At 69.5% G+C, this 26,079-nt stretch carries 25 protein-coding genes; 11 read left to right on the forward strand and 14 right to left on the reverse strand.

Annotated features, from left to right (window positions below):
* Positions 1-46: 46 nt before the first annotated feature.
* Both EV648_RS24200 and EV648_RS24205 read right to left on the reverse strand, forming a co-directional pair.
* Positions 47-334, reverse strand: coding sequence for an Lrp/AsnC family transcriptional regulator (locus tag EV648_RS24200; RefSeq protein WP_132187909.1), 288 nt, complete (start codon positions 332-334; stop codon positions 47-49).
* A gap of 65 nt (positions 335-399) precedes the next feature.
* Positions 400-2,208: a DEDD exonuclease domain-containing protein gene (locus tag EV648_RS24205; protein ID WP_132296031.1), complete on the reverse strand. Its 1,809-nt coding sequence runs from the start codon at positions 2,206-2,208 to the stop codon at positions 400-402.
* Positions 2,209-2,424: 216 nt separating this feature from the next.
* Here EV648_RS24205 and EV648_RS24210 point away from each other — a divergent pair, with 216 nt between their 5' ends.
* From EV648_RS24210 to EV648_RS24240, 7 genes are all read left to right on the forward strand, one after another.
* Positions 2,425-3,732: an NYN domain-containing protein gene (locus tag EV648_RS24210; protein ID WP_132296035.1), complete on the forward strand. Its 1,308-nt coding sequence runs from the start codon at positions 2,425-2,427 to the stop codon at positions 3,730-3,732.
* A gap of 138 nt (positions 3,733-3,870) precedes the next feature.
* The gene (locus EV648_RS24215) at positions 3,871-4,110 is read left to right on the forward strand and encodes a hypothetical protein (RefSeq protein ID WP_132296038.1); all 240 of its coding nucleotides are present in this window, start codon (positions 3,871-3,873) and stop codon (positions 4,108-4,110) included.
* A gap of 251 nt (positions 4,111-4,361) precedes the next feature.
* Positions 4,362-5,414 carry an NlpC/P60 family protein gene (locus EV648_RS24220; RefSeq protein WP_132296041.1) on the forward strand — a complete coding sequence of 351 codons (1,053 nt, stop codon included), beginning with the start codon at positions 4,362-4,364 and terminating at the stop codon, positions 5,412-5,414.
* Between the two features lie 105 nt (positions 5,415-5,519).
* Positions 5,520-7,052 (forward strand): hypothetical protein, encoded by a 1,533-nt coding sequence (locus EV648_RS24225; RefSeq protein ID WP_132296044.1) that lies wholly within the window; start codon positions 5,520-5,522, stop codon positions 7,050-7,052.
* A complete protein-coding gene (locus EV648_RS24230) occupies positions 7,045-8,289 on the forward strand; it encodes a M48 family metalloprotease (protein ID WP_132296047.1) in 1,245 nt (414 codons plus the stop codon). The genes EV648_RS24225 and EV648_RS24230 overlap by 8 nt, the downstream gene beginning before the upstream one ends.
* Entirely contained in the window at positions 8,286-9,407 is a 1,122-nt protein-coding gene (locus EV648_RS24235) for a glycosyltransferase family 4 protein (RefSeq protein WP_132296050.1), read from the forward strand. Before EV648_RS24230 ends, EV648_RS24235 begins: the two co-directional genes overlap by 4 nt.
* Before the next feature lie 215 nt (positions 9,408-9,622).
* Positions 9,623-10,777, forward strand: a complete 1,155-nt coding sequence (locus EV648_RS24240; RefSeq protein WP_132296053.1) for an alanine--tRNA ligase-related protein — start codon at positions 9,623-9,625, stop codon at positions 10,775-10,777.
* Here EV648_RS24240 and EV648_RS24245 read toward each other — a convergent pair.
* The 4 genes from EV648_RS24245 to EV648_RS24260 all read right to left on the reverse strand — a co-directional run bounded on the left by EV648_RS24245 (position 10,774) and on the right by EV648_RS24260 (position 15,029).
* The gene (locus EV648_RS24245) at positions 10,774-12,246 is read right to left on the reverse strand and encodes a carboxylesterase/lipase family protein (RefSeq protein WP_132296056.1); all 1,473 of its coding nucleotides are present in this window, start codon (positions 12,244-12,246) and stop codon (positions 10,774-10,776) included. The genes EV648_RS24240 and EV648_RS24245 overlap by 4 nt on opposite strands.
* A gap of 10 nt (positions 12,247-12,256) precedes the next feature.
* Positions 12,257-13,258 (reverse strand): DMT family transporter, encoded by a 1,002-nt coding sequence (locus tag EV648_RS24250; protein WP_132296059.1) that lies wholly within the window; start codon positions 13,256-13,258, stop codon positions 12,257-12,259.
* A 120-nt stretch (positions 13,259-13,378) separates the two neighbouring features.
* Positions 13,379-14,041 carry a DUF1345 domain-containing protein gene (locus EV648_RS24255; protein ID WP_199234787.1) on the reverse strand — a complete coding sequence of 221 codons (663 nt, stop codon included), beginning with the start codon at positions 14,039-14,041 and terminating at the stop codon, positions 13,379-13,381.
* Positions 14,042-14,051: 10 nt separating this feature from the next.
* Positions 14,052-15,029 carry a DUF5937 family protein gene (locus EV648_RS24260; RefSeq protein WP_199234788.1) on the reverse strand — a complete coding sequence of 326 codons (978 nt, stop codon included), beginning with the start codon at positions 15,027-15,029 and terminating at the stop codon, positions 14,052-14,054.
* Positions 15,030-15,099: 70 nt separating this feature from the next.
* Between EV648_RS24260 and EV648_RS24265 the strand changes: the two genes are divergently transcribed.
* A complete protein-coding gene (locus EV648_RS24265) occupies positions 15,100-16,305 on the forward strand; it encodes an MFS transporter (RefSeq protein ID WP_241995559.1) in 1,206 nt (401 codons plus the stop codon).
* Positions 16,306-16,320: 15 nt separating this feature from the next.
* Here EV648_RS24265 and EV648_RS24270 read toward each other — a convergent pair whose 3' ends face one another.
* Positions 16,321-16,935, reverse strand: coding sequence for a substrate-binding domain-containing protein (locus EV648_RS24270; RefSeq protein ID WP_132296065.1), 615 nt, complete (start codon positions 16,933-16,935; stop codon positions 16,321-16,323).
* 61 nt (positions 16,936-16,996) lie between these two features.
* A complete protein-coding gene (locus tag EV648_RS24275; RefSeq protein WP_132296068.1) occupies positions 16,997-17,272 on the reverse strand; it encodes a WhiB family transcriptional regulator in 276 nt (91 codons plus the stop codon).
* Positions 17,273-17,429: 157 nt separating this feature from the next.
* Here EV648_RS24275 and EV648_RS24280 point away from each other — a divergent pair, with 157 nt between their 5' ends.
* Positions 17,430-18,080: a DUF998 domain-containing protein gene (locus EV648_RS24280; protein WP_132296071.1), complete on the forward strand. Its 651-nt coding sequence runs from the start codon at positions 17,430-17,432 to the stop codon at positions 18,078-18,080.
* Here the strand turns inward: EV648_RS24280 and EV648_RS24285 are convergent.
* The 4 genes from EV648_RS24285 to EV648_RS24300 all read right to left on the reverse strand — a co-directional run bounded on the left by EV648_RS24285 (position 18,008) and on the right by EV648_RS24300 (position 22,200).
* Complete coding sequence (locus EV648_RS24285) at positions 18,008-18,865, reverse strand: RimK family alpha-L-glutamate ligase (protein WP_132296074.1); 858 nt, start codon at positions 18,863-18,865, stop codon at positions 18,008-18,010. The genes EV648_RS24280 and EV648_RS24285 overlap by 73 nt on opposite strands.
* Positions 18,831-20,195: a glycosyltransferase family 87 protein gene (locus EV648_RS24290; protein WP_158294057.1), complete on the reverse strand. Its 1,365-nt coding sequence runs from the start codon at positions 20,193-20,195 to the stop codon at positions 18,831-18,833. The genes EV648_RS24285 and EV648_RS24290 overlap by 35 nt, the downstream gene beginning before the upstream one ends.
* Before the next feature lie 68 nt (positions 20,196-20,263).
* Complete coding sequence (locus EV648_RS24295) at positions 20,264-21,544, reverse strand: DUF2064 domain-containing protein (RefSeq protein ID WP_132296080.1); 1,281 nt, start codon at positions 21,542-21,544, stop codon at positions 20,264-20,266.
* The gene (locus EV648_RS24300) at positions 21,541-22,200 is read right to left on the reverse strand and encodes a glycosyltransferase family 2 protein (RefSeq protein ID WP_132296083.1); all 660 of its coding nucleotides are present in this window, start codon (positions 22,198-22,200) and stop codon (positions 21,541-21,543) included. Before EV648_RS24300 ends, EV648_RS24295 begins: the two co-directional genes overlap by 4 nt.
* A 122-nt stretch (positions 22,201-22,322) precedes the next feature.
* On the opposite strand from EV648_RS24300, the gene EV648_RS24305 reads away from it, so the two are divergent.
* Together EV648_RS24305 and EV648_RS24310 are read left to right on the forward strand one after the other, a co-directional pair.
* A complete protein-coding gene (locus tag EV648_RS24305; protein ID WP_199234789.1) occupies positions 22,323-23,021 on the forward strand; it encodes a response regulator transcription factor in 699 nt (232 codons plus the stop codon).
* Positions 23,018-24,184, forward strand: coding sequence for a cell wall metabolism sensor histidine kinase WalK (locus EV648_RS24310; RefSeq protein WP_132296086.1), 1,167 nt, complete (start codon positions 23,018-23,020; stop codon positions 24,182-24,184). The genes EV648_RS24305 and EV648_RS24310 overlap by 4 nt, the downstream gene beginning before the upstream one ends.
* A 3-nt stretch (positions 24,185-24,187) precedes the next feature.
* Here the strand turns inward: EV648_RS24310 and EV648_RS24315 are convergent, their stop codons facing one another.
* Both EV648_RS24315 and EV648_RS24320 read right to left on the reverse strand, forming a co-directional pair.
* Entirely contained in the window at positions 24,188-25,204 is a 1,017-nt protein-coding gene (locus EV648_RS24315; protein ID WP_132296088.1) for an NAD(P)-dependent oxidoreductase, read from the reverse strand.
* On the reverse strand, positions 25,201-26,010 hold the full coding sequence (locus EV648_RS24320) for an S-methyl-5'-thioadenosine phosphorylase (protein ID WP_132296090.1): 810 nt from the start codon (positions 26,008-26,010) through the stop codon (positions 25,201-25,203). The genes EV648_RS24315 and EV648_RS24320 overlap by 4 nt, the downstream gene beginning before the upstream one ends.
* Positions 26,011-26,079 lie beyond the last annotated feature (69 nt).

A 26,079-nucleotide genomic window follows, 5' to 3' on the forward strand; every position in this document is an offset into this window, starting at 1 on the left:
CACCGTAACTTCAGCGCGTGTCAGTCAGGCCTTCGAATTCCGGCCTTCAGACACCCTCGTCCTGACCGAGGCTGAAGGCCGCCTCTAGGTCGTGCGTGGAGTAGGCGCGGAAGGCGATGTGGGTCTCGGTGCTGACCACTCCCGGCACGCGGTTCACGTGGTCGGGAATCACCCGGGCGAGGTCGTCGTGGTGGGCCACCCGGACCATCGCGATCAGGTCGAGCGCGCCGGTCACGGAGTACACCTCGCTGACGCCGTCGATCGCCGCCACCTGTTCGGCGACCTCCGGGATGCGTGCGACGTCGGCCTTGATGAACACGATCGCGGTGACCATGTCGTCCTCTCCTCGAATATCAGCGCCTACCCGCTGAAGCATAGTGCCGGGCCGTGCCTGACGAGTCAGCTGGCGCGGGTGGCTCCGAGCGGCCGGAGCCGGCGGCGGCGTTCGCTCGGGGCTCGGTGGTCCTCGGAGGCGTGCGCGTTGTCCAGGCGGCTGATGTGGCGGCCCGCCCCGCTCACCGGGCAGGTCCAGGTGCCCTCCATCTCGACCAGCCGGATGCCGGGGGAGTCGAGCCAGCGGAGGACCAACTCGATCTCCTCCGGCGACGCGGACGCGACCGGTCCGATTCCGGGCAGAACGGTCTCGGCGGAGGCGCGCAGCATCTCCAGGTACTTGCGGGGATCCGTCCCGCGTGGGCTGATCCCGGCCGCGGCGAGCCGACCGCGCCGGATCACGTGCAACTCCCAGCCGCCGTCCTCGGTCCGCCGGGCGGCACAGATCTCCGCGCACCCGGTGACCGAGGCCATCCGCTGCATCTTCGCGCTGCTCCGGACGAAGGCGCTCAGCCGATCACGATGTACCGCCGCGTCCTCGAACCGCTCGTCCGCGGACAACAGGTCGATCCGCCGGTCCAGTGCCTTGACGACCGGCGCCGGATCCACCGTCAGCGCCGATCGCAGCGCGGTGACGAATTCGCCGTAGGTCTCCGGGGCAATCCGCCCGTCGCAGGGCGCGACGCACTTGCCCATCTCGGCGAGCACGCAGGGCGACATCCGCGGCGTACGCGACATCCGGTCCGTGCACTGCCGAATCGGGAACGCCTCGTGCAGCGCGGCCATCGCCCGCTCCGCCGTCTTGCGCGAGGTGAAGGGCCCGAGGTATCCCGCGTCGTCGTCGCGGACCTGTTTCACCAGCGAGAGCCGTGGAAAGGGCTCGACCGTGACCTTCAACCAGTGCTGGCGTTCGGGGAACTTGGAGCGCCGGTTGTACCGCGGTTTGTGCTCGGCGATCAGCCGCAGTTCCCGTACCTCGGCCTCCAGCGACGTGCCGCACTCGATGCCGCGGACGCCGGACGCGATGCCGATCATCTCGCCGATCCGAGTGCGGGTCTCGGAGGCGGTGAAGTACGACCGGACCCGGTTGCGCAGGTCCTTCGACTTGCCGACGTAGAGCACTTCGCCGCGGTCGTCGGTGAACAGATAGACGCCAGGTGCGTGAGGCAACGACTCGGCCAGATGCCGCTTCGCCCGCACCTGTGGTGCGACCCGAGAGGAGTACGTCTGCAGGTCCTCGAGCGTCTGCACCCCGAGCGATCCGACCCGCTCGAAAAGCCCGTGCAGTACGTCGACCGTGGCGCGCGCGTCGGACAACGCGCGGTGGTTCGGCGTCGTCGTGGTGCGGAACAACTTCGCCAGCGTGCCGAGCTTGCAGTTCGGCGTCTCGTCCGGGGTCAGCACCCGGCGGGCCAGCAGCGCGGTGTCGACGACGGCGAAGTCGGGCCAGTCGTAGCCGTGCACCTGGCTGTCGTGCTTGAGGAATCCCACGTCGAAGGGGGCGTTGTGCGCCACCAGCACGCAGCCGCGGGCGAACTCGAGGAAGGCCGGCAGCACCGAGTCGATCCGGGGTGACGAGGCAACCATCCGGTCGGTGATCCCGGTCAGCACGGCGATGAACGGCGGGATCGGCTCGGCCGGATTGACCAGGGTCTGGAACTCGCCGAGCAGTTCGCCGCCGCGCACCTTGACCGCGCCGATCTCGGTGATGCCGGAATCGCCGGGCGCGCCGCCGGTGGTCTCGAGGTCGACCACGCAGAAGGTGACATCGCGCAGCGGCGTACCGAGGTCGTCGAAACTCGGCTGCACGCCGCGGATCGGCGTCACCGGTCCGGACGCCGGGGCAGCGGCGGGATCCGGCAATGAACTGCTCATGCCCACGACGCTAGAAGCCCGCACCGACAATTCGTGGCTGACACGCGGCCGCCGGCGTCTCGCCCACGCTGAAACAACATGGCTAACGGGGCGCTACCGACTAGTCTCTGTGTATGCGTACACAAGCGATCACCGCGAATCCGGGCCCCGCGCCCGGTCGCTGTGGTCTGCGTCACTGGCTGAGCCAGACCACCGTTCCGGCCGGACTGCGGACCGGTGACTGAGGCAGGCACCGCCGCCGGCTCTGCTGCTACCACCTTGCCCGAACCCGTGCGGCAAAGAGTTCTGAACCTGGCCGCCCAGGCTCTGGGGCAGCTGCCCGCGACCGACATCCCAGCCCCGCTGCGGCGGTTCGCCAGCTTCGCGCCCGGCAAGCGTGCGAAGCTCTCGGCGTCGGTGCTCGGCCCGATCCTGGACACCGACGAGCACTTCCGCCGCCTGGTCGCCTTCGAGGTACGCCGGGAGCACCCCGAGCTCGGTGACGCCGTGGCCGAGGGAGTGCCGGTGCCGGCCGCGGAACCGATCGAGGTGGCCGCGCTGGCCTACCTGCTCCGGCCCGAGGAGTGGGAGCAGCGGGTCGCCGACGCCGCCCAGTTGCCGCCCGAGAAGCCGCGGGTGGACGACGAGGCCCTCGGACGCCTGACGGATCAGCTTGATCAGGCCCGCACGGAGACCCGCCAGGTGCGCGAACGCCTGCGCGAGCAGGTCTCCGAACTCAAGGCCGAGAACGTCACCCTCCGGCGCAAGCTGAACGAGGCCCGCCAGCGGATCGCCGGCCTGCAGACCGATCTCGAGAAGCGCACCGTCGAGGCGGAGACCGCCGACGAACGCGTCGACGCCGCCCGCGCCGAGGTCGAACGCGAGCTGCGCAAGCTCCGCGCCCGCATCACCGAGCTGGAAGCGGTCGAGCACGCGGCACGCCGTACTGCGGGGCAGGAGCGCGAGCTGGCGTCCACGAGGACAAGGCTGCTGCTGGATACGTTGGTCGAGGCAGCGGGAGGACTCCGTCGCGAACTGGCGCTGCCGCCCGGGGGAGAGCTGCGCCCAGCCGATACCGTCGCCGGAGTGGAGCCGTCCGCCGCGCCGATCGGGCGGTCCGCGCCGGACGACGATCCGGCCTTGTTCGACGAGCTGCTCGCGCTGCCGCAGGTGCACCTGATCATCGACGGCTACAACGTCACAAAGACCGCCTGGCCGAACTCCCCGCTGCACTCCCAGCGGCAGCGGCTCGTCACCGCACTCGGCGCGTTGGTGGCGCAGCGGCGGATCGAGGTGACAGTGGTGTTCGACGGGGCCGAGCTGTCCGGTCCGGTCCAGCTGAACCCGCCGCGCGGTGTCCGGGTCCGGTTCAGCCCGGCCGGCGTGATCGCCGATGAGGTGATCCGGCAACTTGTCCGCGCGGAGCCGCCGGGGCGTCCGGTGGTGGTCGTCTCCACCGACCGCGAAGTTGCCGAGAGCATCATCGCGATGGGTGGCCGGGCCCTGTCCGCGGCCAGCCTGATCGCCCGCATCGCCCGCGCCTGAACGGTACTGCGGTCCGCGGCGCGGCGGCTCGCCGTACGGGGTCGGTGACACATGGTCGGCGGAAACTGTCGGTGGGAGTCTTTAGCGTCCTTCTCAGCCGGATGCAAGTCCGGGTGCTTCCCCACTTTGGAGGACGTTGTGCTGATCGACTGCGACGCGTGTGTGATGAGAGGGCCGGGCTGCCCGGACTGCGTGGTCAGCGTGGTGCTCGGGATGCCGCCCGAGCAGAGTTCGCTGCGGGTCGACGACGAGGAGCTGGCCGCGCTCGACGTACTGGCCCAGTCCGGTCTGGTGCCGCCGCTGCGGCTGGTGCACGCCGTCAGCAGTGTCGAGCCGAACACAGCTGGTGACCACGGACCCGCGGCCGACGCGGTCTGATCCCGAGTCCTGCAAGGCCTTTCCCGACGTTAAGTTTGGATCAAACCAGAGGGGCGGATTGCACCGGTCACGAATCGGTTACTACTGTTACCTCTCGTTGCCACGGAGCGCCGGTTGACCAGACCGGCCCGGGCAGCACCGATTCAAGCCGAGGTGTGACCCGCCGGGCGTGCAGGAGTACCTGGTACTCCGGGCATCGCCGGGCGAGTTGACGGGGACGGCGTCGAGCAGAGGAAGGGACCGACCGGGCTGTGTCCATCGGCCGCACGAACCGCTTCAAAGGGATTGCCCTCGCCGCCATCACCACCACCGCCGTTGCGACGGGGGTGATTTTCATCCAGGCATCCGCGGACGCGGACCCCAAGCCGACGCTGGCTCAGGCGAGGGCCCAGGTCCAGGACCTGCAGCACAAGGCCGAGACCGCCGGTGAAGCGGCCAACGACCTGCGCGGCAAGATCCAGGCCTCCAACGCCCGGGTGAACGCGCTGAAGGCCGGCATAGCCAAGCAGCAGTCCCAGGTGGACGTGGTGAAGCGGCAGATCGGCTCCCTCGCGGTGGCCGGCTACCAGACCTCCGGGATGACGACGACGGCGCAGTTGCTGCTGTCGACGAACCCCGACCAGTTCCTCAGCCAGGCCTCCACCGCGCAGGCCTTCGCCGGCCAGCAGAACTCGGCGCTCCGCCGCTTCCAGTCGGCGCAGGGCAAGCTCACCGACCTGCAGGCCAGCGAGCAGACCGAACTCGCCGCACTGCAGTCCGTGCAGGCCCAGCAGGACGCGCTGAAGAAGCAGATCCAGACGAACCTCAACGCCGCCGAGAAGGTCCTCGACAAGCTGAGTGACGCCGAGCGGGCCAAGATCGAGGCCGAGAACGAGAAGGAAGCGCAGGAGGCCCGGGCCGAGCGCCCGAGCCGCGACGGCGACCGGATGGACGACAACCTGCCGGTGCCGGCCAACGGCCGCGCGGGCACCGCGGTCCAGGCCGCGATGGCACAGCTGGGTGACAGCTACGTCTGGGGCGCCGACGGACCCGACTCGTTCGACTGCTCCGGCCTGATGATGTACGCCTGGGGCAAGGCGGGCGTCTCGCTGTCGCACTCCTCCAAGGCGCAGGCCAGCGAGGGCCGCCGGGTCAGCAAGGGTGATCTGATGCCCGGCGACCTGGTCTTCTACTACTCGCCGATCAGCCACGTCGGGATGTACATCGGCAACGGCCGGATCGTGCACGCGAGCCGCCCGGGCAAGCCGGTCAAGACCGACCCGATCGACCTGATGCCGTACAACACCGCGGTCCGCCCGGGCTGAAGCACGCCCGTTCAGACATGCTCGACGGCTCCGGGGATCCTTTCCCCGGAGCCGAGTCGTTTCCCCCGCCAACTTGTGTTTGACTTGTCTGAGGAGGCACCTGACGTGACTCCCCTGACTGGGGCAGGTGAGCAGCGAGGGGCCGAGGTGATCGACGAGCAGAGCGGCGCGCGGTCTCATTCCCCGGTGGATGGTTTCCCGGAGCAGGCCTCGCCGTCCGAGCAGACCACGATCCAGATCCCCGCCCAGCACGCCGCGGCGGACGCGCCCAAGCGGCCGCCGACGTTCGAGGCGCTCGGCACCTGGACGCTTGCTCACGGCACGTTGCTCCGCCGGGTGGCCCTGGGCGTCGCGATCAGCGTGGTCGCCGTCACCGGGTACGTCGGTCTGCAGAAGCTCGCCGACGCGCCCGCCGAGCCGGGTGCCCCGGGCAACACCGCGCAGCCGCAGACGTCCTCGACCCCGGACGAGGCCGCCGAGGGAGTACGCCGGGCCGCGGCCGGCCAGTCGGTGCTGCAGAAGATGGCGGACGCGGTCCTGAACGAGAGCCGCGGCAGCTTCCTCAGCACCGTCGACCCGGAGGCGAAGGCGTTCGACGAGCAGGCGCGCATCATCTACACGAACCTCGGCAAGTTGCCGTTGGCCACGTTTCAGCTGCGCTACGTGAGCGACGACACAGGCGCGCTGGCGCCGGACCGGCAGGCCCAGCTGGGTGGCACGGAGTCCTGGCTCGCCCAGGTCGAGGTGTCCTGGCAGCTCACCGGCTACGACACCAAGCCGGCCCGGGAGACCCTGCCCGTGACGTTTGTCACCCGCGACGGTATGACGTACGCGGCGTCCTTCTCGGAGCGGTTCGTGGTGGGGCAGCGGCGGCCGATCTGGGCGCTGGGCAGCATCGACGTGGCCAAGGGCGACGACAGCCTGGTGATCAGCCTCGACTCGCAGAAGGACGCGGACGACTACGCCGTGGTGGCCGATCGCGCGGTCGACTCTGTCAGCAGGGTGTGGGGCAAGAACTGGAAGCAGAAGGCGGTCGTCTACCTGCCTGCCAAGCAGTCCGAGATGGAGTACGTGCTCGGCGCCCAGCCGAACACCTACACCCAGATCGCCGCGGTCACGATGGCCGAGCTGGACAGCCCGCAGGTCGGGGCGCCGGTGCGGATCGTGGCCAACCCGAAGCTATTCGAGGAACTCGGCAAGCAGGGCCGCCGGATCGTCCTGACGCACGAGACCACCCACGTCGCATCGACCGCTACCGCCTCGCCGGTACCGTTGTGGCTGGCCGAGGGTTTCGCCGACTACGTCGCCTTCACCGCCGTGTCCGTGCAGGACGAATCGGCGGCGAAGGAGCTGTTCAAGGCGGTCCGCGCAGGCAAGGTGCCGAAGACGCTGCCCCCGCCGGAGGCGTTCGCCGCGTCGTCGGCGGACCTGCCCCAGGCCTACGAGTCGGGCTGGCTGGCCTGCCGGCTGATCAGCGAGCGGGAAGGGCAGAGCAAGTTGGTGAAGTTCTACCGGGCCGTGCACGCGTCGAAGAGTCCGACCGGCCTGGCCGACGCCTTCCGGACCGTGCTCGGCACCACCGAGGCGGAGTTCACCGCCGACTGGCAGAAGTACCTCAAGAGGCTCGCCGGTGTCTGAGCGGGCCGAGAAGTGGGCGCCCCGGGGTGCCGCTCTCGTGCTCGCCGCCGCTCTGGTCGTCGTCATCGTCACCACGACGCCGTGGCACCTGATCGACCTGCCGAAACCGGACCCGGCGCTGGACTTCACCGCGGCCGAGATCGCCCGGCAGGAGCAGTTCCGGCGCGAGTTGTTGCCATGGTCAACGACCTCCTGGGTGTTGTCGCTGCTGGTCCCGCTGGTGATCGGCTTCAGCCCGCTCGGCCGGCGCCTGTACGACGCGATCAAGCTGCGCCGCTGGTACCTCGCGGTCCCGGTGCTGGTGGCCGAGATCGGCCTGCTGACCAGCGTGATCACCTTGCCGACGGACATCATGGCCGAGCGGGTCACCCGGAAGTACGGTCTCTCGACCGAGGCGTGGGACCTGTGGTTCCGGGACCGGCTGGTGAGCTGGGTGCTGACGTCGGTCGCGCTGATCGCCGTGGCCGTCGGGTTGATCGCCTTGGCCAAGAAGTGGCGGACGTGGTGGTGGGTGCCGGCGGCGATCGCCGCGGCGGTGCTGGTGCTTGGCGTCTCGTTCGCGTATCCAGTGCTGGTCGAGCCGCGATTCAACGACTTCACCTCTATGGCGCCCGGTCCGCAGCGCGACGAGTTCATGCAGCTCGCCCGCGAGGACGGGGTGCCGGTCAAGGACGTTCTCGTCGCGGACGCGTCGAAGCGGACGACCACGCTGAACGCCTACGTCTCCGGATTCGGCTCGACCCGCCGGCTGGTCGTCTACGACACGTTGCTGAAGACCGCGCCACCCGGCCAGGTCCGGCTGGTGGTCGCGCACGAGCTCGGCCATGCCGCTGAGAACGACGTCCTGCACGGCACGCTGATCGGAGCACTGGGCGCCGCCTTCGCCGTCGTCCTGCTGAAGTTGTTGCTCGGCGCCCGGTTGGCCGATCCGCGCCGGACCGCGTTGCTGCTCGCGCTGATCGTGGCCGGGACGTTCCTGGCATCACCGGTGCAGAACCTGGTCAGCCGCAAGATCGAGGCCCGCGCGGACTACCACTCGCTGCGGCTGACGAACGATCCGACGACCTTCGTCGCGATGCAGCATCAGCTGGCGGTGACGAATCTCTCCGGCCTGACGCCGAGCCGCTGGCGGTACTGGTTGTTCGCGACCCATCCGACGACACCCGAGCGGATCGCGATGGGCCGGGCCTGGGCCGAGGCCCACGGCCAGACGATCCCGCCACTGGTCCACCGATGACCGTCCTGGTCGTCACGAACGACTTCCCACCCCGCCAGGGCGGCATCGAGACGTTCGTGCGCTCCCTGTGCGACGAGCTCCCCGATCTGGTGGTGCTGACCGCCCGGATGCCCGGCGACGCGCAGTACGACGCGGGGTTGTCCTTCCCGGTCGAACGCGACCGTACGACGATGCTCCTGCCGACGCCCCGGGTCACCCGGTACGCCGTACAGGTGATGAGGCGGTACGGCGCTGACCGGGTTGTCTTCGGTGCGGCCGCTCCGCTCGGGCTGATGGGACCCGCGCTGCGCAAGGCGGGAGCAAGGCGGATCGTCGCGCTGACGCACGGGCACGAGACGTGGTGGGCCGGAACTCCGGGAGCACGCCAGGCGCTGCGGCGGATCGGCGAGGCGGCGGACACGATGACGACGGTGTCCTCGTGGTGCGCGGAGCAGATCGCCCCGGCCCTGTCGACGGCCGCGGCCGAGCGCATGCGGCGGCTCACGCCGGGAGTCGACACATCGCGGTTCTTCCCGGAGTGCGGGGGAGAGCAGGTGCGCAAGGGCCTCGGACTCGAAGGCGTGCCAGTGGTGGCGTGCGTGTCGCGGCTGGTCGCCCGCAAGGGGCAGGACACCTTGATCCGGGCCTGGCCGCGGGTGCTCGCCGCCGTCCCCCAGGCGGTCCTGCTGATCGTGGGCGGCGGACCGGATCGCGATCGGCTCGAACGACTCGCCGCAGACATCGGTGTCGCCCGGTCGGTCCATTTCACCGGCGCGATGCCGTGGGAGGAGATCCCGCCGTACGTCGATGCCGCGGACGTGTTCGCGATGCCCTGCAGAACAAGGCGATTCGGCCTGGAGCCGGAGGCGCTCGGCATCGTCACACTCGAGGCCTCGGCGACGGGGAAACCGGTGGTGGTCGGCGATTCCGGCGGGGCCGGCGACACCGTGCGGCACGGCGAGACGGGGTACCTGGTCGATCCCTACAACCCGGTCGCGACCGCAGTACGGCTGGTCGAGTTGCTGACGGATCCCGGCAAGGCTCGGGCGATGGGCGCGGCGGGGCGGGCCTGGGTCAGCGAGGAGTGGACCTGGTCGCGGTCCGGTGCGGTGTTGCGACAACTGCTGGACATCCGCTGACCGGGTGTCTGAAAAGGCCGTGACAGATCATGTACTGTTGACGACATGCATCAGATGTCCCGACTTGCAGCAGCCGTACGAGCTTTCCGCTCTCCGGCTGCCGCTGCCTGACATCTTCTTCTCCCACACCGGCGACCGGAAACGGTCCGCCGGTGTTTTGCTGTTCAGCCTGGCCAGCGGTCCCTTTCCGGTCTTCCTCCGAAAGGACCACTCCCATGAGCCTCGACAAGACCTTCATCGACTTCTTCGTCCAGCGCGGTCACATCCCCACCACGGGATCCTCGCTGATCCCACGACCAGGCGACCCCGTCCTCTTCACCACCTCGGGCATGCATCCGCTGACGCCCTATCTGGAGGGCGAACCCCATCCACTCGGCCGCCGGCTGGTCGGGGTGCAGCGATGCCTGCGCACCACCGATCTGGACGAGGTCGGTGATCCGACCCACCTGACAGTGTTCGAGATGCTCGGCTCCTGGTCGCTGGGCGACTACGGCAGCGAGCAGACCCTGCGGTGGGGGTTCGAGCTGCTCCGCGACGGGTTCGGCATCGACCCCGGCCGGATGTACGTCACCGTCTTCGGTGGTGACGACCAGGTCGAGCTGGACCGGGAGTCGCTGCGCACCTGGCAGTCCCTCGGCGTGCCGGTCGAGCTGACCACCGACGACAACTGGTGGTCCAACGGCCCGACCGGTCCGTGCGGCCCGGACTCGGAGATCTTCCTGTGGACCGGCGACGGCTCACCGGAGGGCACGCCGACCACCGACGACCGCTGGGTCGAGGTGTGGAACCACGTGATGATGCGCTACCGCCGGTACGACGACGGTTCGCTGGAACCCCTACAGCAGCGCAACATCGACACCGGCCTCGGTCTCGAGCGGCTGAGCATGCTGCTCGAGGGCAAGAAGTCCGTCTACGAGACCGAGTTGTTCGAGCCGTGGATGCGGATCATCCCCGAGCTGTGGAAGCTGGACGAGGAGTCCGAGCGGATCGTGATCGACCACCTCCGCTCGAGCATGGTCATCATCGGCGACGGCGTCCACCCGTCGAACACCGGTCGCGGCTACGTGCTGCGCCGGCTGATCCGCCGGGTGCTGACCCTGCTGTGGCGGACCGACGACTCGAGGACGCTGTCGGACCTGCCGCTGGAGCTGTTCGAGCACACGCTGCACCACTTCCACCAGGGTGAGGTCGTCACGCTGGTGCGGCGGATGCTGATCGACGAGGAGATCCGGTTCACCAACCTGCTCGAACGGGGCCGGCGGATCCTCAGCCACGAACGCTTCCAGAAGACGCTCGACCAGAACGACTTCGAGTACCTGCACGAGACCCACGGCCTCCCGCGCGAGCTCGTCCTGTCGCTGGTCGGCTAACCCCAGAGGGCGAGTTCGTCGGCCCGCGGGTTCTCCAGCACCCGGGACTCCGGATGTCCGAACGTCATCACCGGCCGGGCGGTCGCGTCGTACTGCGACCAGCCCGGGCTCCCGGTGGTCACGAAGCTCACCCAGGCGGCGTGCATCCGGTCGGCCAGTTCCTGCGGCGGATCCGGCTGGAACAGCGGGGACGTCGCCGTACCGAGGGTGTCGAACACGAACGGCAGCTCCAGCGCGTGGCACGAGCCCAGTCCGGCGAGCGGCGACCGCCAGCAGAACTCGTACCGGTACGTCGCCGCGTGGGCCGACTGCGCCTCGAGCAGGCGGATCGTCGGGAGCACGAAGAAGCCGTCGCTGATGATCGCGCTGAGCACCTCACCGGGGGACTCGCCCGGGCGGTTGGTCGCGTAGGTGTCCGCGATCGCGGGGTCGATGCCCTGGCCCCGAAGGAGGAGCGGGAGTGCTTCCGCGGTGACGGCCGCCGATTGGCCGCTGGGGACCGAGAACAGCCGGAACTCGTCGCTGGTGACCCCCATCAGCAGCTCGACACCTCGCGCGGCACCGGCCGCGATCGCGTCGAGCGGTCGTTCGTGGATCAGCTCACCATCGATGATCGGGAAGAACGGCATGATGCCGCCGCCGGCTTTGACCGTCGTGACGCCCCAGCGCTGCGGGTCCGGGAACTGCCGCAGCTCTATCGCCACCGCTCGTTGGGCGGCGATCAGTTCGGGGATCTCGACCGAGCCGAGCCCGGCCGCGGTTGGCGGGACATCCAGGCGCTTGGCGAGCTCGGCGGTGACCAGGGCGCCGTCACTAGCCAGCGCGGTGGCCTCGGCCGATCCGCTCTGCACGATCGCGCGCTGGAAGAGCCCTTGCGCGGCCGGGATCGACATCAGCGTCGCGACGCTCATCCCGCCCGCCGACTGGCCCGCGATCGTCACGCGACTCGGGTCGCCGCCGAACGCGGCGATGTTCTCCTGCACCCACCGAAGCGCGGCCACCTGGTCGAGCAGGCCACGGTTGCTCGGTCCGTCCGCGATCACGCCGAACCCCTGCACCCCCAGCCGGTAGTTCACCCCGACGGTGACCACGCCGTCCCGGGCGAACGCGCTCCCGTCGTACGCCGGGATCGCGTTGGAACCGTTGCGGAAGGCCCCGCCGGGGAACCACACGAGCACCGGGAGCCCTGTCCCTCCCGGTGTCCAGACGTTGAGGTTGAGGAAGTCGGGCCCGAGCTCGATCGGGTTGGTCAGCAGCACGTCCATCGGCGGCTCGTACGGCGGTTGCGGCGCGGTCGGCCCAAGCGTGGTCGCCTCCCGTACTCCGTCCCAGGGCTTCACCACCGCGGGTGCCTCGAACGCGGCCGGTCCGACGGGATCCCCCGCATAGGGGATCCCGAGGAAGGCGGTGATCCCTTCGGTCGTCCGGCCTCTCAGCTGTCCACTCGACGTCACCGCGATCGGATCCATGCGCCTATCTTCAGATGCCGGCGGTGTCCAGGTCGAGGTCGCGCGCCGGGGGATCGGCGTCGGGGATCTCCGGCGGCGCCACCTTGCCGACCGAGGACTGGGCCACGAAGGCGCCGAGCAGCACGATCACGCCGCCGATCACCTGGTTCGTCGAGAGTGTCTCGTTCAGCAGGATCCAGGCGAACAGGCTCGCTGCCACGACCTCGACGTACGCGACCGCTCCACCGATCGCAGCGGAGAGCCGCTGTACCGCGGCCGCTCCGGCGAGGTAGGCGACCACGGTGCTGATCACGATCAGCCAGGCGGCGAACACCCAGCCCGGCGCGGACCGCTCACCGATCGCGATGGTGTCCGTCAGCGCGTTCCACGGAATGGCCCAGGGCGCGGACACGGCCGTCAGCACGACTGCCCCGACCACGCTGCCCGCCGCCGTCATCACGAGCGGGTCGGCAACGCCGGTGAGCTTGTCGATCAGGATGAAGTACGTCGCCTGGCAGGCCGCCGCGCCGAGGCCCGCGAGCAGCCCGATCAGATCGAGTTGCAGGCCCGACCAGATCTCGACCACTGTCGCCAGCCCGACCAGTGCGATCGCCACCCCCAGCGCGGCCGACCGCGGCACGGCGACCTTGCGCCCGAACTTGAGCCAGGCGACCACGAGGACCGGTCCGGAGAACTCCAGCAGGATCGCCACGCCGACGGGGAGCCGGCTCGCGGCGATGAAGAACAGCGTCTGGCAGCCGGCGATCCCGGTGAGTCCGTAGAGCACGAGCGGCGGCCACGATGCGCGGGCCGCACGCAGGCCGGCGCTGCCGCGGAAGATCAGCACGAGCGGGACGAGCAGGGCGGCGGCGCCGAGGATCCGGATCCAGGCCGCCTGCTCGGGCGAGATCCCGGCCCCGATCAGCGCCTTCGCGAACGGACCCGATCCACCGAACGTGATCGCCGAGAACACCGCGAATCCGAGCCCGACGGACTTGGTCCGGGCGGCGTCCTGCTCTACCTGCTTGTACATGGGCATAACGCTCTCACACTCATTACAACGGCGTCGATAGGGATATGTCAGTAGATGGACAGCCGGGTGGCTCCCTATCCAGACCGACGCCGCGCGCCCCTTTCCTGGTCGGTTGGGTGATCAGAGAACGTTGATGGCGCGGGCGGCGACGATGGCGATCGTGAGGAGAGAGATCGCGGACTGGATGCCCATCAGGGTCTTCAACCGGGCGGTGAGGGGCATCGTGTCGGTGGGGCTGAAGGCGGTCGCGGCGGTGAAGGCGACGAAGAGGTAGTCGGTGAAGCCGGGGATCCAGCCCTGCCAGCCGGGGATGTCGACGGTCATCTGCGGAAAGAGCAGGTCCGGCCGTTCCTCCTGGTGCTCGTGCTCGGGCATCCGCGCGAACGGGCCACCGCGGTCGACCTCCCAGTACCAGACCGCGAAGGCGACCACGTTCGTCACCCAGATCAGCAGCGCCGACTTCACCAGCACCTTGCCGTCGGAAGCGTCACCGTCGCTCAGCAGCAGGATCAACCCGGTCAGATAGACGGCGTTGACCAGCACGAGCACCGCGAGCAGCGCCAGTTCGATCCACCGCAGCCAGGGCTCGTCCCGCTTCAGATGGAAGGGGTTCGCCCACACCAGCGGCAGCAGCAGCAGTGCTCCGAGGGCGGGCATGATCCACCGCGGTGCGTCCATGATCTGCGCGGGCACGGCGACCTGCAGCGCGAGGACGACGATCACCGCCAACGAGGCCGGCCACCTACGGGTATGCCCGGTGCCAGGCGCTGCCACTTTGGTCACCCCAGCATTCTCACCCGACTGAGGCATCAACGACCGCCTGCCCGACGTCCGTACGCCGATAGTGGACCTGGTGACCCGTACGGCGACGCGTGGCGAGCCCCGCTCCGTGCAGCGCGGCGAGGTGCTCCGCAACAGTCGCCAAAGCCAGCCCGTACTGCGCTGCGAGGGCGCTCGTCGTGGCGGGTGGATCCAACGCGACAAGCAGTGTCGCCCGGGTCCGCCCGAGCAACCGAGCAAGGGGATCGGGCGGCGCGGGTGCGTCGGACCAGAGCCGGGCAGCCCCGCGAGCGGGGTACACCAAGGTCGGTTGATAGCCAGGGTCGACGACCAGGACGAGGAACGGCCAGGCGAACACCCCGGGCACCAGGAGCAGCCCCTGGCCGGTCAGCTCGCGATCCTGCCCGCGGTACCGCGAGGCGATGAGGCGGTCGTCCTCCCAGCTCAGCGTCGGGTGGAGATCGTCGAACAGCTTCGCCAGCCCGCCGGAGGTGAGTTGTTCGCCGCGATAGGCGATGTCGTCCTCGAGGACCCGGCTGATCAGCGGCCAGTCCGGCTGGATCAGCGTGATCCAGGCGCTCTCGATCTCGTCCGCCATCCGCTCGCGGGTGCCGGCCGGATCGGCGAGCATCCGGTTGATCTCTGGGGCCGCCGGGTTGTTCAGCTCGTCCCGCGAGCGGATCAGTTCCGCCCGGACGAGGTCCAACGGGGTACTGCGAACCCGGGCGATCTCGGTCGCGAACCTGGCTCGCGAGGCCTTCGGCGGAGGTGTCAGGAAGTCCGGCGTGAAGCCGACGCGCGGCTGGACCGCCCGCAGCATCCGCAGATCCAGCCCGGCGGCCGCCTCGCTCTTGGCCGCGATCCAAGGGGAGTAGAGCGGTCGGTGCTTGTGGCCGTGCAGGACCCGCACCGCGGACATCGTCTCCCACAGCGGCGACAGGCCGAACCGGCAGCGCAACGCGTCGGCCTGGGTGAACCGCAGTACCGTCACGCCGATCCCCGACTTTCGGTCACAACCGAAAATCTATCGCGTCGATGGCGCTCCGAGGCAACCTCGGCCCGTGACCAACGGCTATCGAGCTGTCCTGCGCGTTCCCGGCCTGCGCAACGTGTTCGTCGCGCACGCCGTCTCCATGATCGGCACCGTGGCGGCGCAGGTCGCGCTCTCCATCCTGATCTTCGAGCGGACCGGGTCTCCGCTGCTGTCCGCGCTGGTGCTGGTCTGCTCCTTCCTGCCCTACGCTCTCGGCGGGATCGCGCTCTCTTCGATCTCGGACCGTTTCCCGGCGCGCCGGGTACTCGTCTGCTGCGACCTGATCAGCGCCGCCTGCATCGCGGTGATGCTGATCCCCGGTATCCCTGTCGGCGGTCTGCTCGGACTGCTCCTGCTGGCCGGCATCGTCGCCCCGATCTTCGCGGGCGCCCGCGCCGCCAGCCTGGCTCACCTGCTCGACGCCGACCTGTTCCCGATCGGCCGGTCGTTGCTGAGGGCAATCGGGCAGCTGACGGTGCTGACCGGGTTCGCCCTCGGCGCGGTCGCCGTCGCCGCGATCGGCCCGACCTGGTTGCTCGCCCTCGACGTCGCGAGCTTCCTCGCCTCGGCCGCCCTGATCGGCTTCGGTACGCCGTTCACCCCGGCCACGGGGATGGGTCGTAACACGGTGCGGGATTCGCTCAGCGGCCTCGGCTACATCTTCGGCTCCGTCCGGCTCCGTCGGCTGATCCTGTTGTCCTGGATCGTTCCGGCGTTCTCGTCGATGCCCGATGGACTCGCGGTGGCCTACACCGCGCAGACCGGCGCCGCAGCCTCGACCGCCGGCGTCCTGTTAGCCGGGTACGCGGTCGGGTCCGTGCTCGGTGAGATCGCCGCAGCCCGGCTCACGCCGGCCACCCGGCGACGCCTGGTGGTTCCGCTCATCCTGCTGAGCCAGGTCCCCGCGATCGCGTTCCTCGCGACTCCCGGGATCCCGCTGGCTGCTGTGCTGCTGGCGCTTTCGGGCAGCGGCTATGCGTTCAACCAGGGCATCGATCCGATGATCCTGGCCGCCAGCGACCCGGCGTACCGGGGGAGGTTGTTCACGGTGCAGACCAGTGGGCTGATGGCGGTGCAGGGCGTGAGCATCGCGCTGGCCGGTGCCATTGGCACGTTGCTTCGCCCCAGCCTCACCATCTGCCTGGCCGGTGTCCTCGGCACGATCGTCACTATGGTCCTGGCCCGGAGAGCGCTCACTCCCCAAGAAACAGAGGTCGAGCTCTCGGCATCGTAGAAGCTGCTTGTGGGACTAGGCGCTGGCGCGGACGACCAGGGGAGCGGTGACAAGGCGGCTGGGCTGGTCGGGGTCGCCGCTGATCTCGCGCAGCGCCCGGTCGAACAGACAGACGGCGATGTCCCGCAGCGGGATCCGCGCCGTCGTCAGCGGGGTGTCCAGCATGCTCGCGAACGGAAAGTCGTTGAACCCGGTGACCGCGATGTCCTGCCCGACCTTCACCCCGTGCCGTTGCAGGTGCGCATCGCCACCACGGCGAAGGCGTCGTTGTCGGCGACGAACACAGACGTTGCGGGCGATGGTGCCGTGGTTGGACTCGATGGTGTTGGCGGCGGTGAAGGTGACGCGGCCTCGGGTCACGATCAGGACGGTGCTGCCGACGTTCTGGTTCGCGGGCTGTCCGACGAGCGCGGTACCGGTCAGGACCAGTCGGCCAGTCTCGGCATCGATGAAGGTGGGCCCCGAGATGTTGTAGCGACGCGACTCGTCGGTCTCGAGGTTCGTCACCGTCGCGGTCACCGCGCCGGTGACGATGAGGTTGTCGCTCGTCGTACCGGGCCTGACGGTCGACGCACTGACACCCGCGATCCGGAGAGCGAACGGACAGAACTCGCCGGCCGGTGCCACCACTTCGAAAGGCGTTCCATGCGCCGGGACTACCTGCCACCGCGCTCATGGCCCGTCTGGCGAGTCAATGCCTCGTACTCCGCGTCGGTGATGCGGAGTACGAGGCCTTGTCGCTGCAGCGGGTCAGGCGCTGGCCGGCCGCGGTACCGGTGTACTTCTCGCGCTGCGCCCACTCGTGGCACTCGGCGATGACGGGGCAACTGGTCAGGCAGAGCTCGCGCGCCTTGCGTTGTTCCCAAGCCGTCGCGGTCTCGTCGTAGGCGGGTGCGTGTCCGATGCAGGCTGCCTTGCTCATCCAGCGGTCCGCGGGGTCTGCGATCACTGTCAGGGTCGGCCTCATAACGCTGACGGTATGCGCCCTCACACATACTTCGTGGCGCGTCTTGCTATATGAGAGTTAGTTGACTGGACTACTGCATTTAAGCGCCCTGTCCGGTTCTTGCCGACGGGTGCGACGTCTCTGCTGAGAAGGCCAATCAGCAGAGAGGTGCGGGATCATGAAGGTGACCACTGATCGACTGGTGGCGGGTGGGGTGGTGGCTGGACCGTTGTTCCTGGCGGTCTGGGCGGTGCAGGCATTCACCCGGGAAGGATTCGACCCGGGCAGGCATCCGATCAGCCTGCTCGCGTTGGGCGGCGCGGGCTGGGTGCAGATCGCGAACTTCGTCCTGACCGGAAGCCTGTACGTCGCGGCCGCGGTCGGGCTGAAGCGGGCAGGCCAAGGTACTTGGGGGCCACGGCTCATCGGCGCCTTCGGGGTCGGGCTGATCGTGGCTGGGGTGTTCGTCACCGACCCTGGCGCCGGGTTCCCGGAAGGCGCGCCCGAGGGGGCGGGGGAGCTGAGCTGGCACGGGGTGCTGCACGAGGTCGGCTTCGGTATCGCTCAACTCGCCTGGACGGCAGCGGCGATTGTCTTCGCGCGGCGGTTCAAGGGCCGAGCCCGCTGGGCAACAGTCGGCACCATCGCGGCCGCACTGGCCGTAGCCGCCTGGCCTGATCTCGACAGCCTGAGCATCCGCCTGGTGATCGCCTCCGCCATCCAGTTCGCCTTCGTGGCGGTCCTGTGCCGGACCTGTCAGCCGAGGCGGGTGGCTACTGCGGAGGCGAGTTTGGTGGTGGCTTCGGGGGACTGGGGGAGGAAGAGGTAGGGCTCGATGAGTTCGAGCTCCATCAGCAGGAAGCGGCCGTTGGCCAGGATGCCGTCGACGCGGGCGTACACGGGGGAGCGGCGGGTGTCGGCTGCGGCGAGCGCCGCGGCCGCACCTTCCAGTACTGCGGCCGGCGCCTCCAGCAGCTCGGCGGTTCCGCCGAAGTCGTCCTGGACCCGGTAGTCGCCGTCGGCCGGGCGCTTCAGCACCGCGTGGGTGAACTCGCCGTCGATGAAGATCAGCGACCACTCGCCCTCGGACTGGATCTCCGGCTGGAACGGCTGCACCAGGTACACGATGTCCGGCAGGTCGTCGATCGCCCGGCTCAGCTCCTCGGAGCCCGCGGTCCCACGGATCGTGAGGTGGGCGGTCGCGCTGACGGTCGGCTTGATCACGACTTCCTGGCCGTTCAGCCCGTTGACCACGTCCCGCAGGCAGGGTCCGGCCGCCACCTGGGACGGCACGATCGCGACACCGCGCTCGCGCAGTTCCATCAGGTACTGCTTGTCGGCGTTCCAGCGGACCAGGTCGGTCTCGTTGAGCACCGGCACCCCGGCCTTGTCGAGCTGCCCGAGCCACTCGGTGAACTCGAGGTACCGGACGTGGTAGTCCCAGACCGAGCGGAGCAGGACGGCGTCGTACGAGGACCAGTCGACCGACGGGTCGGTCCAGACCTCGGCCACCGGGTCGAGACCGGCGACGCGCAGGGCGTCGGCCAGCGGCAGGTCGTGCGGGTGCAGTTCCGCGTGGTCAGCGGAGGTTGCCAGTGCGATACGAGGAGACACGCGGATCAGTGTTGGCACGCCTCGACCCGTTCGTCAAACGGCTTCCCAGGATCGGACGGTGACGTACGGTGATCGCGATGACAACGATGACAGCGGCGGTCAGGTGGATCAGCCCCTGCCGGACGTCGTGCCCGAAGCTCGCGTAGGCCAGGTAAGCGGCGACCGGTACGGCGAGCCACTCGAACCGCCCGGCCAGTACTGCGAGCGCGATCAGCGGGAGCCCGTACCACGGGTAGGTCGGGGTGGTGACGAGCAGCGCGGCGCCGTACAACCAGCAGCAGGTGACGGCGATCGGCTCTCGTCCGTGCCGGTGGATCGCCAGCAGCGCGAGCCCGACCGCGAGGAGGCCGGCGGCGAGTTGCCGGGCCTCAGGAGGCAACACCAGCGCGAGAATCGCCGAGCGGGAGCTCCCGTCGGAGAACCCCTCCTGGGTCAGGTAGCCGGGCAGGAAGCCGATCACCAAGGTGCCTGCGGCAAGCACGTGCGGCAGGTAGGACCCGGCGAAGGTGGCGACGGCGGCCAGCGGCGTACGGAGGTCGCGACGGCGGATCGCGATGAAGGCGGGGAGGAGCAGCAGGGGAAGGAGTTTGACCGAGGCGGCGGCTCCGAGGAGGACGCCGGCCCAGACCGGTCGGCGGCGCGCGGCGAGGACCACGGCGGCGACGATCAGGAGTGCCGCGAGCACGTCGACATGGGCTGCGTTGCCGGCCTCCAGCGCCACGATCGGTGACCAACCCCACAGCAAGGCCCACCGGGGATCGCGGCCGCGGCGCCGGAGTTCGACCACAAGCAAGCCGGTCAACGCCACAGCGAGTGCGGCGCCGGCTACCTGGAGTCCGAAAGTCCCCGCTGACCAGGGCGTGAAGAAGGCGACCACGGTGAAATAGGCCTGGGCCACCGGCGGATAGATGGTCGGCACGCGCGGCCGGTTGATCAGTGTCCGAGGGTCGTCCGCGCTCAGCGCCGCGACGGTGGCTGGATCGTGAGGCACCCGCGGCGGCCCGGCAACTCCCGAGCGATCCTCCGCCGACAGACCTGGGAAGAGCAGCGGATCCCGCAAGCGAGCAAGCGCATCATCGAGCGGCACATGCGAGTACGGCGAACTCCCCGACAGTTGCACCCGCCCGTCCCACACATACCGATAGGCATCCGTACTGGTGATCGGCGCACTGACCAGCCCCGGCAACTGACACAGCACCGCACACGCAACCACCGTCCACCCAGCCCGAGACCCCACCGGCCGCCGCACCACCAACCAACCGAGACCCGCCACCACCAGACAGGCGCCCAGCAAGGTCAGGTTCGGCCACCATTGAGCCGCCTCCGCCACGATGACCCCGCCACAGGCCGCGGCAGCAATCGCCCCGCCAACCACCACTGGAAGCCCTCGGCCGAGCATCATGCCCGGGCCAGGCGGGCAGGAGTGGCGATGCGGCGGAAGGTCAGGAAGGCTCGACTGTCGGCTCGCCACTCCTCGGTGGCGACGAGGTCCGTGCCGAGGGCGTGACGGAGTACGGCGCGCGCACCCACCCTTGCCCAGGGCAACGGCCTGGAGCGGCGGCCGCCGTCGCTGTGCAGGACGATCGGCGCGGAGTCGTCCAGGTTGTCGTCGGGGTCTACCTCGACGAGGACCAGACCGTCAGGGCGGACCAGTTCGGCGCAGCGCCGGAGCAGGACGTCGGGCGCACCGCCGATGCCGATGTTGCCGTCCATCAGGAGCACGCTGCCCCACCGTCCCTCGCCCGGCAACGGCTCCTGGACCGGCCGACGCAAGGCCGGCGCACCGCGCTTCGTGGTCTGCAGGACCGCCTGCGCGGAGATGTCCACGCCCAGCGCCGGAATGCCGCGCTCCGCCAGCGCCGTCACGATCCGCCCCGGCCCACAACCGATGTCGAGCACCGGGCCTTCACAGCGGCTCAGCGCCAACCGGTCCACCGCGTCTGCCGGCGCCCGCCAGCGATCGACCTCGGCGATCGACGGCACGACTCGCCCATCGATGCCCGTGGCAACCACCCGCGCACCCTGCAGCGCCTTCTCGAACAGCAGTCCCGGATGCGCCGAATGCTGCAATCTCCGGTGCAATCGAGACATCCGCAGCGCCGGGAACCGCTGCGCCAATGCCGCTGCATCCGCCGAGGTATCCATGTCCCGCAGGGTCGGCAGCAGCAACACCTGGTAGCCGAGCAACCGCAGCCGCGCCAACTGATCCACCCCGGTGTGGTCCGTCGACATCGGTACGCCGATGAGCACGCGCCGGTCCGGCTCACGCAACCCCAGACACCAATACCCGCCATCCTCGGTCAACCCCAGTACTGCGTCATGCCCGGACCAGTCCACCCTCAGCAGGTCACTCGTCAGCTGCGGAGTATCCATGCCCACGAGCAACATCGGAGTACCGGAGTAGGCGTCCTCGAAGGCGGCCGCGAGCCTCTCGTCGAGGCCGTCGCCGCGCTGGGGAACGACGTCGAATCCCGGTGGCAGCCAGGACCCGGGCCCACCTTCCAACGCGAGGACGTACCGGCGTACCGGGGTGGAGCGGACGGCGGCGAGGGTGTCGGTCAGCGAAGCGCGGGCAAGCGCGGCGGCCTCGGCGGGGGTGAACTCGGACTGCAGCCGCGTCTTGACCCGGCCCGGCACAGGCTCCTTGGCAATGACGATCAGAGTCTCGGCAGTCGTCATGCGGAGAGCACCTTCGTCATGTCCTTGACGGCACGAGCAGCGCCGAGCGGAGTACCGGTCACCTTCGAGCGCCCCGAGCGCGGCAGGTAGTCGACGTCGACCTCGGCGATCCGCCAGCCAGCTTCGGCAGCCTTCACCACGGTCTCCAACGGATAGCCCGATCGCCGGTCGGCCAAGGCCAACGCCAGCAGGGCTTCGCGTCGTGCGGCACGCATCGGCCCGAGATCGTGCAGCCGAACCCCGGTACGCCGACGGATCCGGCGCGAGAGTTCCGCATTGGCCAGGCGCAGGTGCCACGGCCAGGCCTCCCGCGAGATCGGGCGTCGTCGGCCGAGCATCAGGTCGAACTCGTCCGCCAGCACGGGGGCGGTGACGCGCAAGAGCTGTCGCGGATCCAGCGACGCGTCCGCATCGAGGAAGGCGACCACCGGCGCCGTCGAGGCCTCGAGCCCGGCATGGCAGGCGGCGCCGTACCCACGAACCTCGCAAGGAACCACCAGAGCGCCGAGACGGGCGGCGAGCTCGGCTGAGTCGTCGGTCGAGCCGTTGTCGACGACAACGGCACGCACCCCGGCGGGCAACCGGCCGAGCACCCACGGCAGGGCCGCGGCCTCGTTGAGGCACGGGAGGACGAGATCGACTTCAGCAGGAGGCACCTTTCGACCGTAGGGAGATTCCCATGCCGAGCGGGACCGAACGCGGATACGGCTCGCTTACGTCCCACCCCGGACCGCAGCGGAAGGCGGTCCGGGGTCACCGGAAGATCTACGCTCGACCCGTGGCTACTCGTGTGCTCGTGGTGGACGACGACCCGACCGTGTCGAACGTCGTCTCGGCGTACCTGACCAAGGCCGGGTACGACGCTCGGGTGGTCGCCGACGGTGCGACGGCCGTCGAGGTGTGGCAGCAGTGGAAGCCCTCGGTCGTGGTGCTGGACGTGATGCTGCCCGGCCTGTCGGGGCTGGAGGTACTGCGCCGGATGCGCGCGGCCGACGACGGTGCCGCGGTGATCATGCTGTCGGCCCGCGGCGAGGAGGAGGACCGGCTGGTCGGGCTCGAGTTCGGCGCGGACGACTACGTGGTGAAGCCGTTCAGCCCGCGTGAGCTCACCCTGCGGGTGCAGGCGATGCTCCGGCGCGAGGAGCGGTTGGCCGGGCTGGACCTCACCCCGACCAAGCTCACCGCGGGCCCGGTCACCGTCGACACCGCCGCCCACACGGCCTTCCTGGACGGCGCCGAGCTGTCGCTCACGCATCGGGAGTTCGATTTGCTCGCCTTCTTCGTCGCGCATCCGGGCAAGGCCTACACGAAGGCCGAACTGCTCCGCCGGGTCTGGGGCTGGGACTTCGGGGACTCCTCGACGGTGACCGTGCACGTCCGCCGGTTGCGGGAGAAGATCGAGGTCGATCCGTCCGATCCACAGCTGGTGCTCACCGTGCCGCGGACCGGCTACCGCTTCGCAGGTGAGGCCGAATGAACCGCGACCAGCTCACGATCCTCGGCCTGACGGCTGTCTGGACCCTCGTGGTCGCCGCGATCGGGGTGGCCGTCCTGTGGCGGTTCCGCCGGCGCTCGCTGCGGACCACGATGATCGTGGCGAGCCTGGTGCCGATGCTCGCAGCCCTGGCCGCCGTGACCCAGAGCGTCCGGGCGATGTTCATCTCCGCGCACGACTCGCTCGTCGTGCTGTGGACCCTGGCGTTCTCGGGCCTGCTCGGCCTGGCGATCTCGGTCCTGCTCGGTCAGTGGATCACCACCAGCTCCCGCGACGTCGGACGCCGCCTGCGCCACCTCGGTACGTCGTACGAGCCGGTGGCGGGTGGCAGCAACGGCAACGTGCCGGCGGAGCTGGCCGCGATCACCGACGAGCTGGAGATGACGCGGAAGCGGCTGGCCGCGTCCCACGACCGCGAGCGTGCACTCGAAGCCAGCCGGCGCGAACTGGTCGCCTTCATGTCCCACGACCTCCGTACGCCGCTCGCCGGTCTGCGGGCGGTCTCGGAAGGACTGGAGGACGGGGTGATCGATGACGTCCCCGGGGCGCTGCGGCAGATGCGGACGACAGTGGATCGGATGACCGGGCTGGTGGACGACCTGTTCGAGCTGTCGCGGCTGTCGGCGGCTCCGCCTCCCCGGCGGCGGACGGCCGTCAGCCTGCGGGAGCTCGCCGAGGACGTGGCGGGGGAGACGTGCGAGCACGCCCGGTCCGAAGGTGTCTCGTTGAAGGTGTCGACGCCGCCGGACGACGACCGGCTCGCGGTGCACGGCGACGCGGACGAGCTCACTCGCGCGGTGACCAACCTGGTCGGCAACGCGATCCGTCATACCGAGCCCGGCGGAACGGTGAAGCTGACGGTGGACCGCGATACCGACGGACGCGTCCGCCTGGCCGTGACCGATGGCTGCGGCGGGATCCCGGACAACGACCTGGAACGAGTCTTCGACATCGGCTGGCGCGGCGACGAACAACGCACCCCCACCAGCGGTTCCTCCTCCACCAGCAGCGGCGGCGGCCTCGGTCTCGCGATCGCCCGCGGCGTCGTCGAGTCCCACGAAGGCACCATCGGCGTCACCAACATCGACGGCGGCTGCGCCTTCGAGATCGACCTCCCACCCGTCCCGACCGGCTCCAGTTCTTGAGTCCTAGTTCCTCAGGAGGTCGGCGATTCCGGTGGTGAGGTCGTAGTCGGGTTCCCAGCCGAGGTCTGCGCGGAGGCGGTCGGAGGAGGCGGTGATGTGGCGGACGTCGCCGAGCCGGTAGTCGCCGGTGATGACTGGGTCCGGGCCGCCGTAGGCGCGGGAGAGTTCGCCGGCGAGGTCGCCGATGGTGCGGACGGTCCCGCTGCCCACGTTGTACGCCGCGAACTGCGGGTGGTCGGCAACGGCCGCGGTGGAAACCGCTGCGGCGACGTCGCTCACGTGGACGAAGTCGCGGCGCTGCCGCCCGTCCTCGAACACCTTCGGCGCCTCACCGCGTTCCAGCGCCGACCGGAAGATCGCCGCCACTCCCGCGTACGGCGTATTGCGGGGCATGCCTGGTCCGTAGACGTTGTGGAAGCGCATCGCCGCCACCCGGCCGCCGGTCTCCCTGACCCAGGCGGTGGCCAGGTGTTCGCCGTTCAGCTTGCTGGCGGCGTAGATGTTGCGCGGATCGGCAGCGGCGTCCTCGGTGACCAGCCCCGGGCGCAATGGCTCGCTACAGATCGGGCAGGGTGGCTCGAACTGTCCGGCGTCGAGGTCCTCGATCCTGCGCGGACCAGGCGCGACCTCGCCATGCCGGTCGCACTCGTAGTGGCCTTCGCCGTAGATCACCATCGAGCTTGCATAAACCAGCCGTCGCACCTTCCGTCGGCCAAGCTGGCGAAGCAGGACGGCGGTGCCGAGGCTATTGCTGCTGACATAGTCATCCATGTCATCGAGGTCGACACCCAGCCCGACCTTGGCGGCCAGATGGACGACCGCGTCGATGCCAACCAACGCCCGATCGACCGCCTCGCCGTCGCGGATGTCGGCGACGATCAGGTTGTCGACGGCCGGCATCGTCTGATGGACATCTGGTCTCAGGGAGTCGAGAACCCTGACCTCGTGACCATCTGCGAGCAACTGGGCGTGCACGTGCCGCCCGATGAAACCGGCTCCACCGGTGAGCAGGATCTTCACCAGTGGCCCTCTCCGGCGGTGCCGTCCAACGCATGCCGGCAGCCGCAGTCGGCGTCCGGTTTCGGGAGCTGGCCGATCACCTCGGTCAACAGGCCTTTCAGACGATCGATGCTGCGGCCGAAGACTGCGAGCACCTCGGCCTGGGTGACGCCCTCACCGGCGTCGACACCGGCGTCGTGATCGGTGACGACGGCAACGGAGGTGTAGCAGAGCGCGAGTTCCCGGGCGATCGAGGCTTCCGGCGCGCCGGTCATGCCGACGATCGACCACCCCTGGGCCGCATGCCACCGGGACTCTGCTCTGGTGGAGAATCGCGGCCCGTTGATCACCACCATGGTTCCCCCGTCGACCACCTGGCCGTCCTGCTCGTCGTGGAAGCTGTTGCCTGCGGCAAGCACGGTCGCGCGGCCGGCGGCGCAGTACGGGTCGGCGGAGGAGACGTGGACGACCGGCGCTCCGTCGTACACGGTGTGCTCGCGGCCCCAGGTGCGGTCGACGAACTGGTCGGGGACGACGAACGTGCCAGGGGTCAGCTCGGGTTTGAGTGACCCGACCGCGCACGGGCCGAGCACCTGGCGCACACCGAGGTGACGCAGTGCCCACAGGTTGGCGCGGTAGTCGACCCGGTGTGGCGGGAAGCGGTGGTCGGCACCGTGACGCGGGATGAAGGCGACCTCGCGCCCGCTCACCTCGCCGACCACGGGTGGTTCGCTCGGTGGCCCGAACGGAGTCTCCACCTCGACCACGCGGGCATCGGAGAGGAAGGAGTAGAAGCCGGATCCACCGATCACGCCGATTTCAGCCATGTACTCGACCCTAGAAGCGCGGCCGCCGCCGACTACCCGATCTGCCCGGACCGTCAGCGCTCCGTAATC

Source organism: Kribbella sp. VKM Ac-2568 (assembly GCF_004345365.1).
GTDB lineage: Bacteria > Actinomycetota > Actinomycetes > Propionibacteriales > Kribbellaceae > Kribbella > Kribbella orskensis.

Coding starts and splice junctions, on each gene's coding strand:
- EV648_RS24240 (WP_132296053.1), top strand. CDS start 9,623: ATGAGCCTCGACAAGACCTTCATCGACTTCTTCGTCCAGCGCGGTCAC.
- EV648_RS24245 (WP_132296056.1), bottom strand. CDS start 12,246: ATGGATCCGATCGCGGTGACGTCGAGTGGACAGCTGAGAGGCCGGACG.
- EV648_RS24310 (WP_132296086.1), top strand. CDS start 23,018: ATGAACCGCGACCAGCTCACGATCCTCGGCCTGACGGCTGTCTGGACC.
- EV648_RS24275 (WP_132296068.1), bottom strand. CDS start 17,272: ATGAGGCCGACCCTGACAGTGATCGCAGACCCCGCGGACCGCTGGATG.
- EV648_RS24250 (WP_132296059.1), bottom strand. CDS start 13,258: ATGTACAAGCAGGTAGAGCAGGACGCCGCCCGGACCAAGTCCGTCGGG.
- EV648_RS24235 (WP_132296050.1), top strand. CDS start 8,286: ATGACCGTCCTGGTCGTCACGAACGACTTCCCACCCCGCCAGGGCGGC.
- EV648_RS24320 (WP_132296090.1), bottom strand. CDS start 26,010: ATGGCTGAAATCGGCGTGATCGGTGGATCCGGCTTCTACTCCTTCCTC.
- EV648_RS24295 (WP_132296080.1), bottom strand. CDS start 21,544: ATGACGACTGCCGAGACTCTGATCGTCATTGCCAAGGAGCCTGTGCCG.
- EV648_RS24200 (WP_132187909.1), bottom strand. CDS start 334: ATGGTCACCGCGATCGTGTTCATCAAGGCCGACGTCGCACGCATCCCG.
- EV648_RS24280 (WP_132296071.1), top strand. CDS start 17,430: ATGAAGGTGACCACTGATCGACTGGTGGCGGGTGGGGTGGTGGCTGGA.
- EV648_RS24205 (WP_132296031.1), bottom strand. CDS start 2,208: ATGAGCAGTTCATTGCCGGATCCCGCCGCTGCCCCGGCGTCCGGACCG.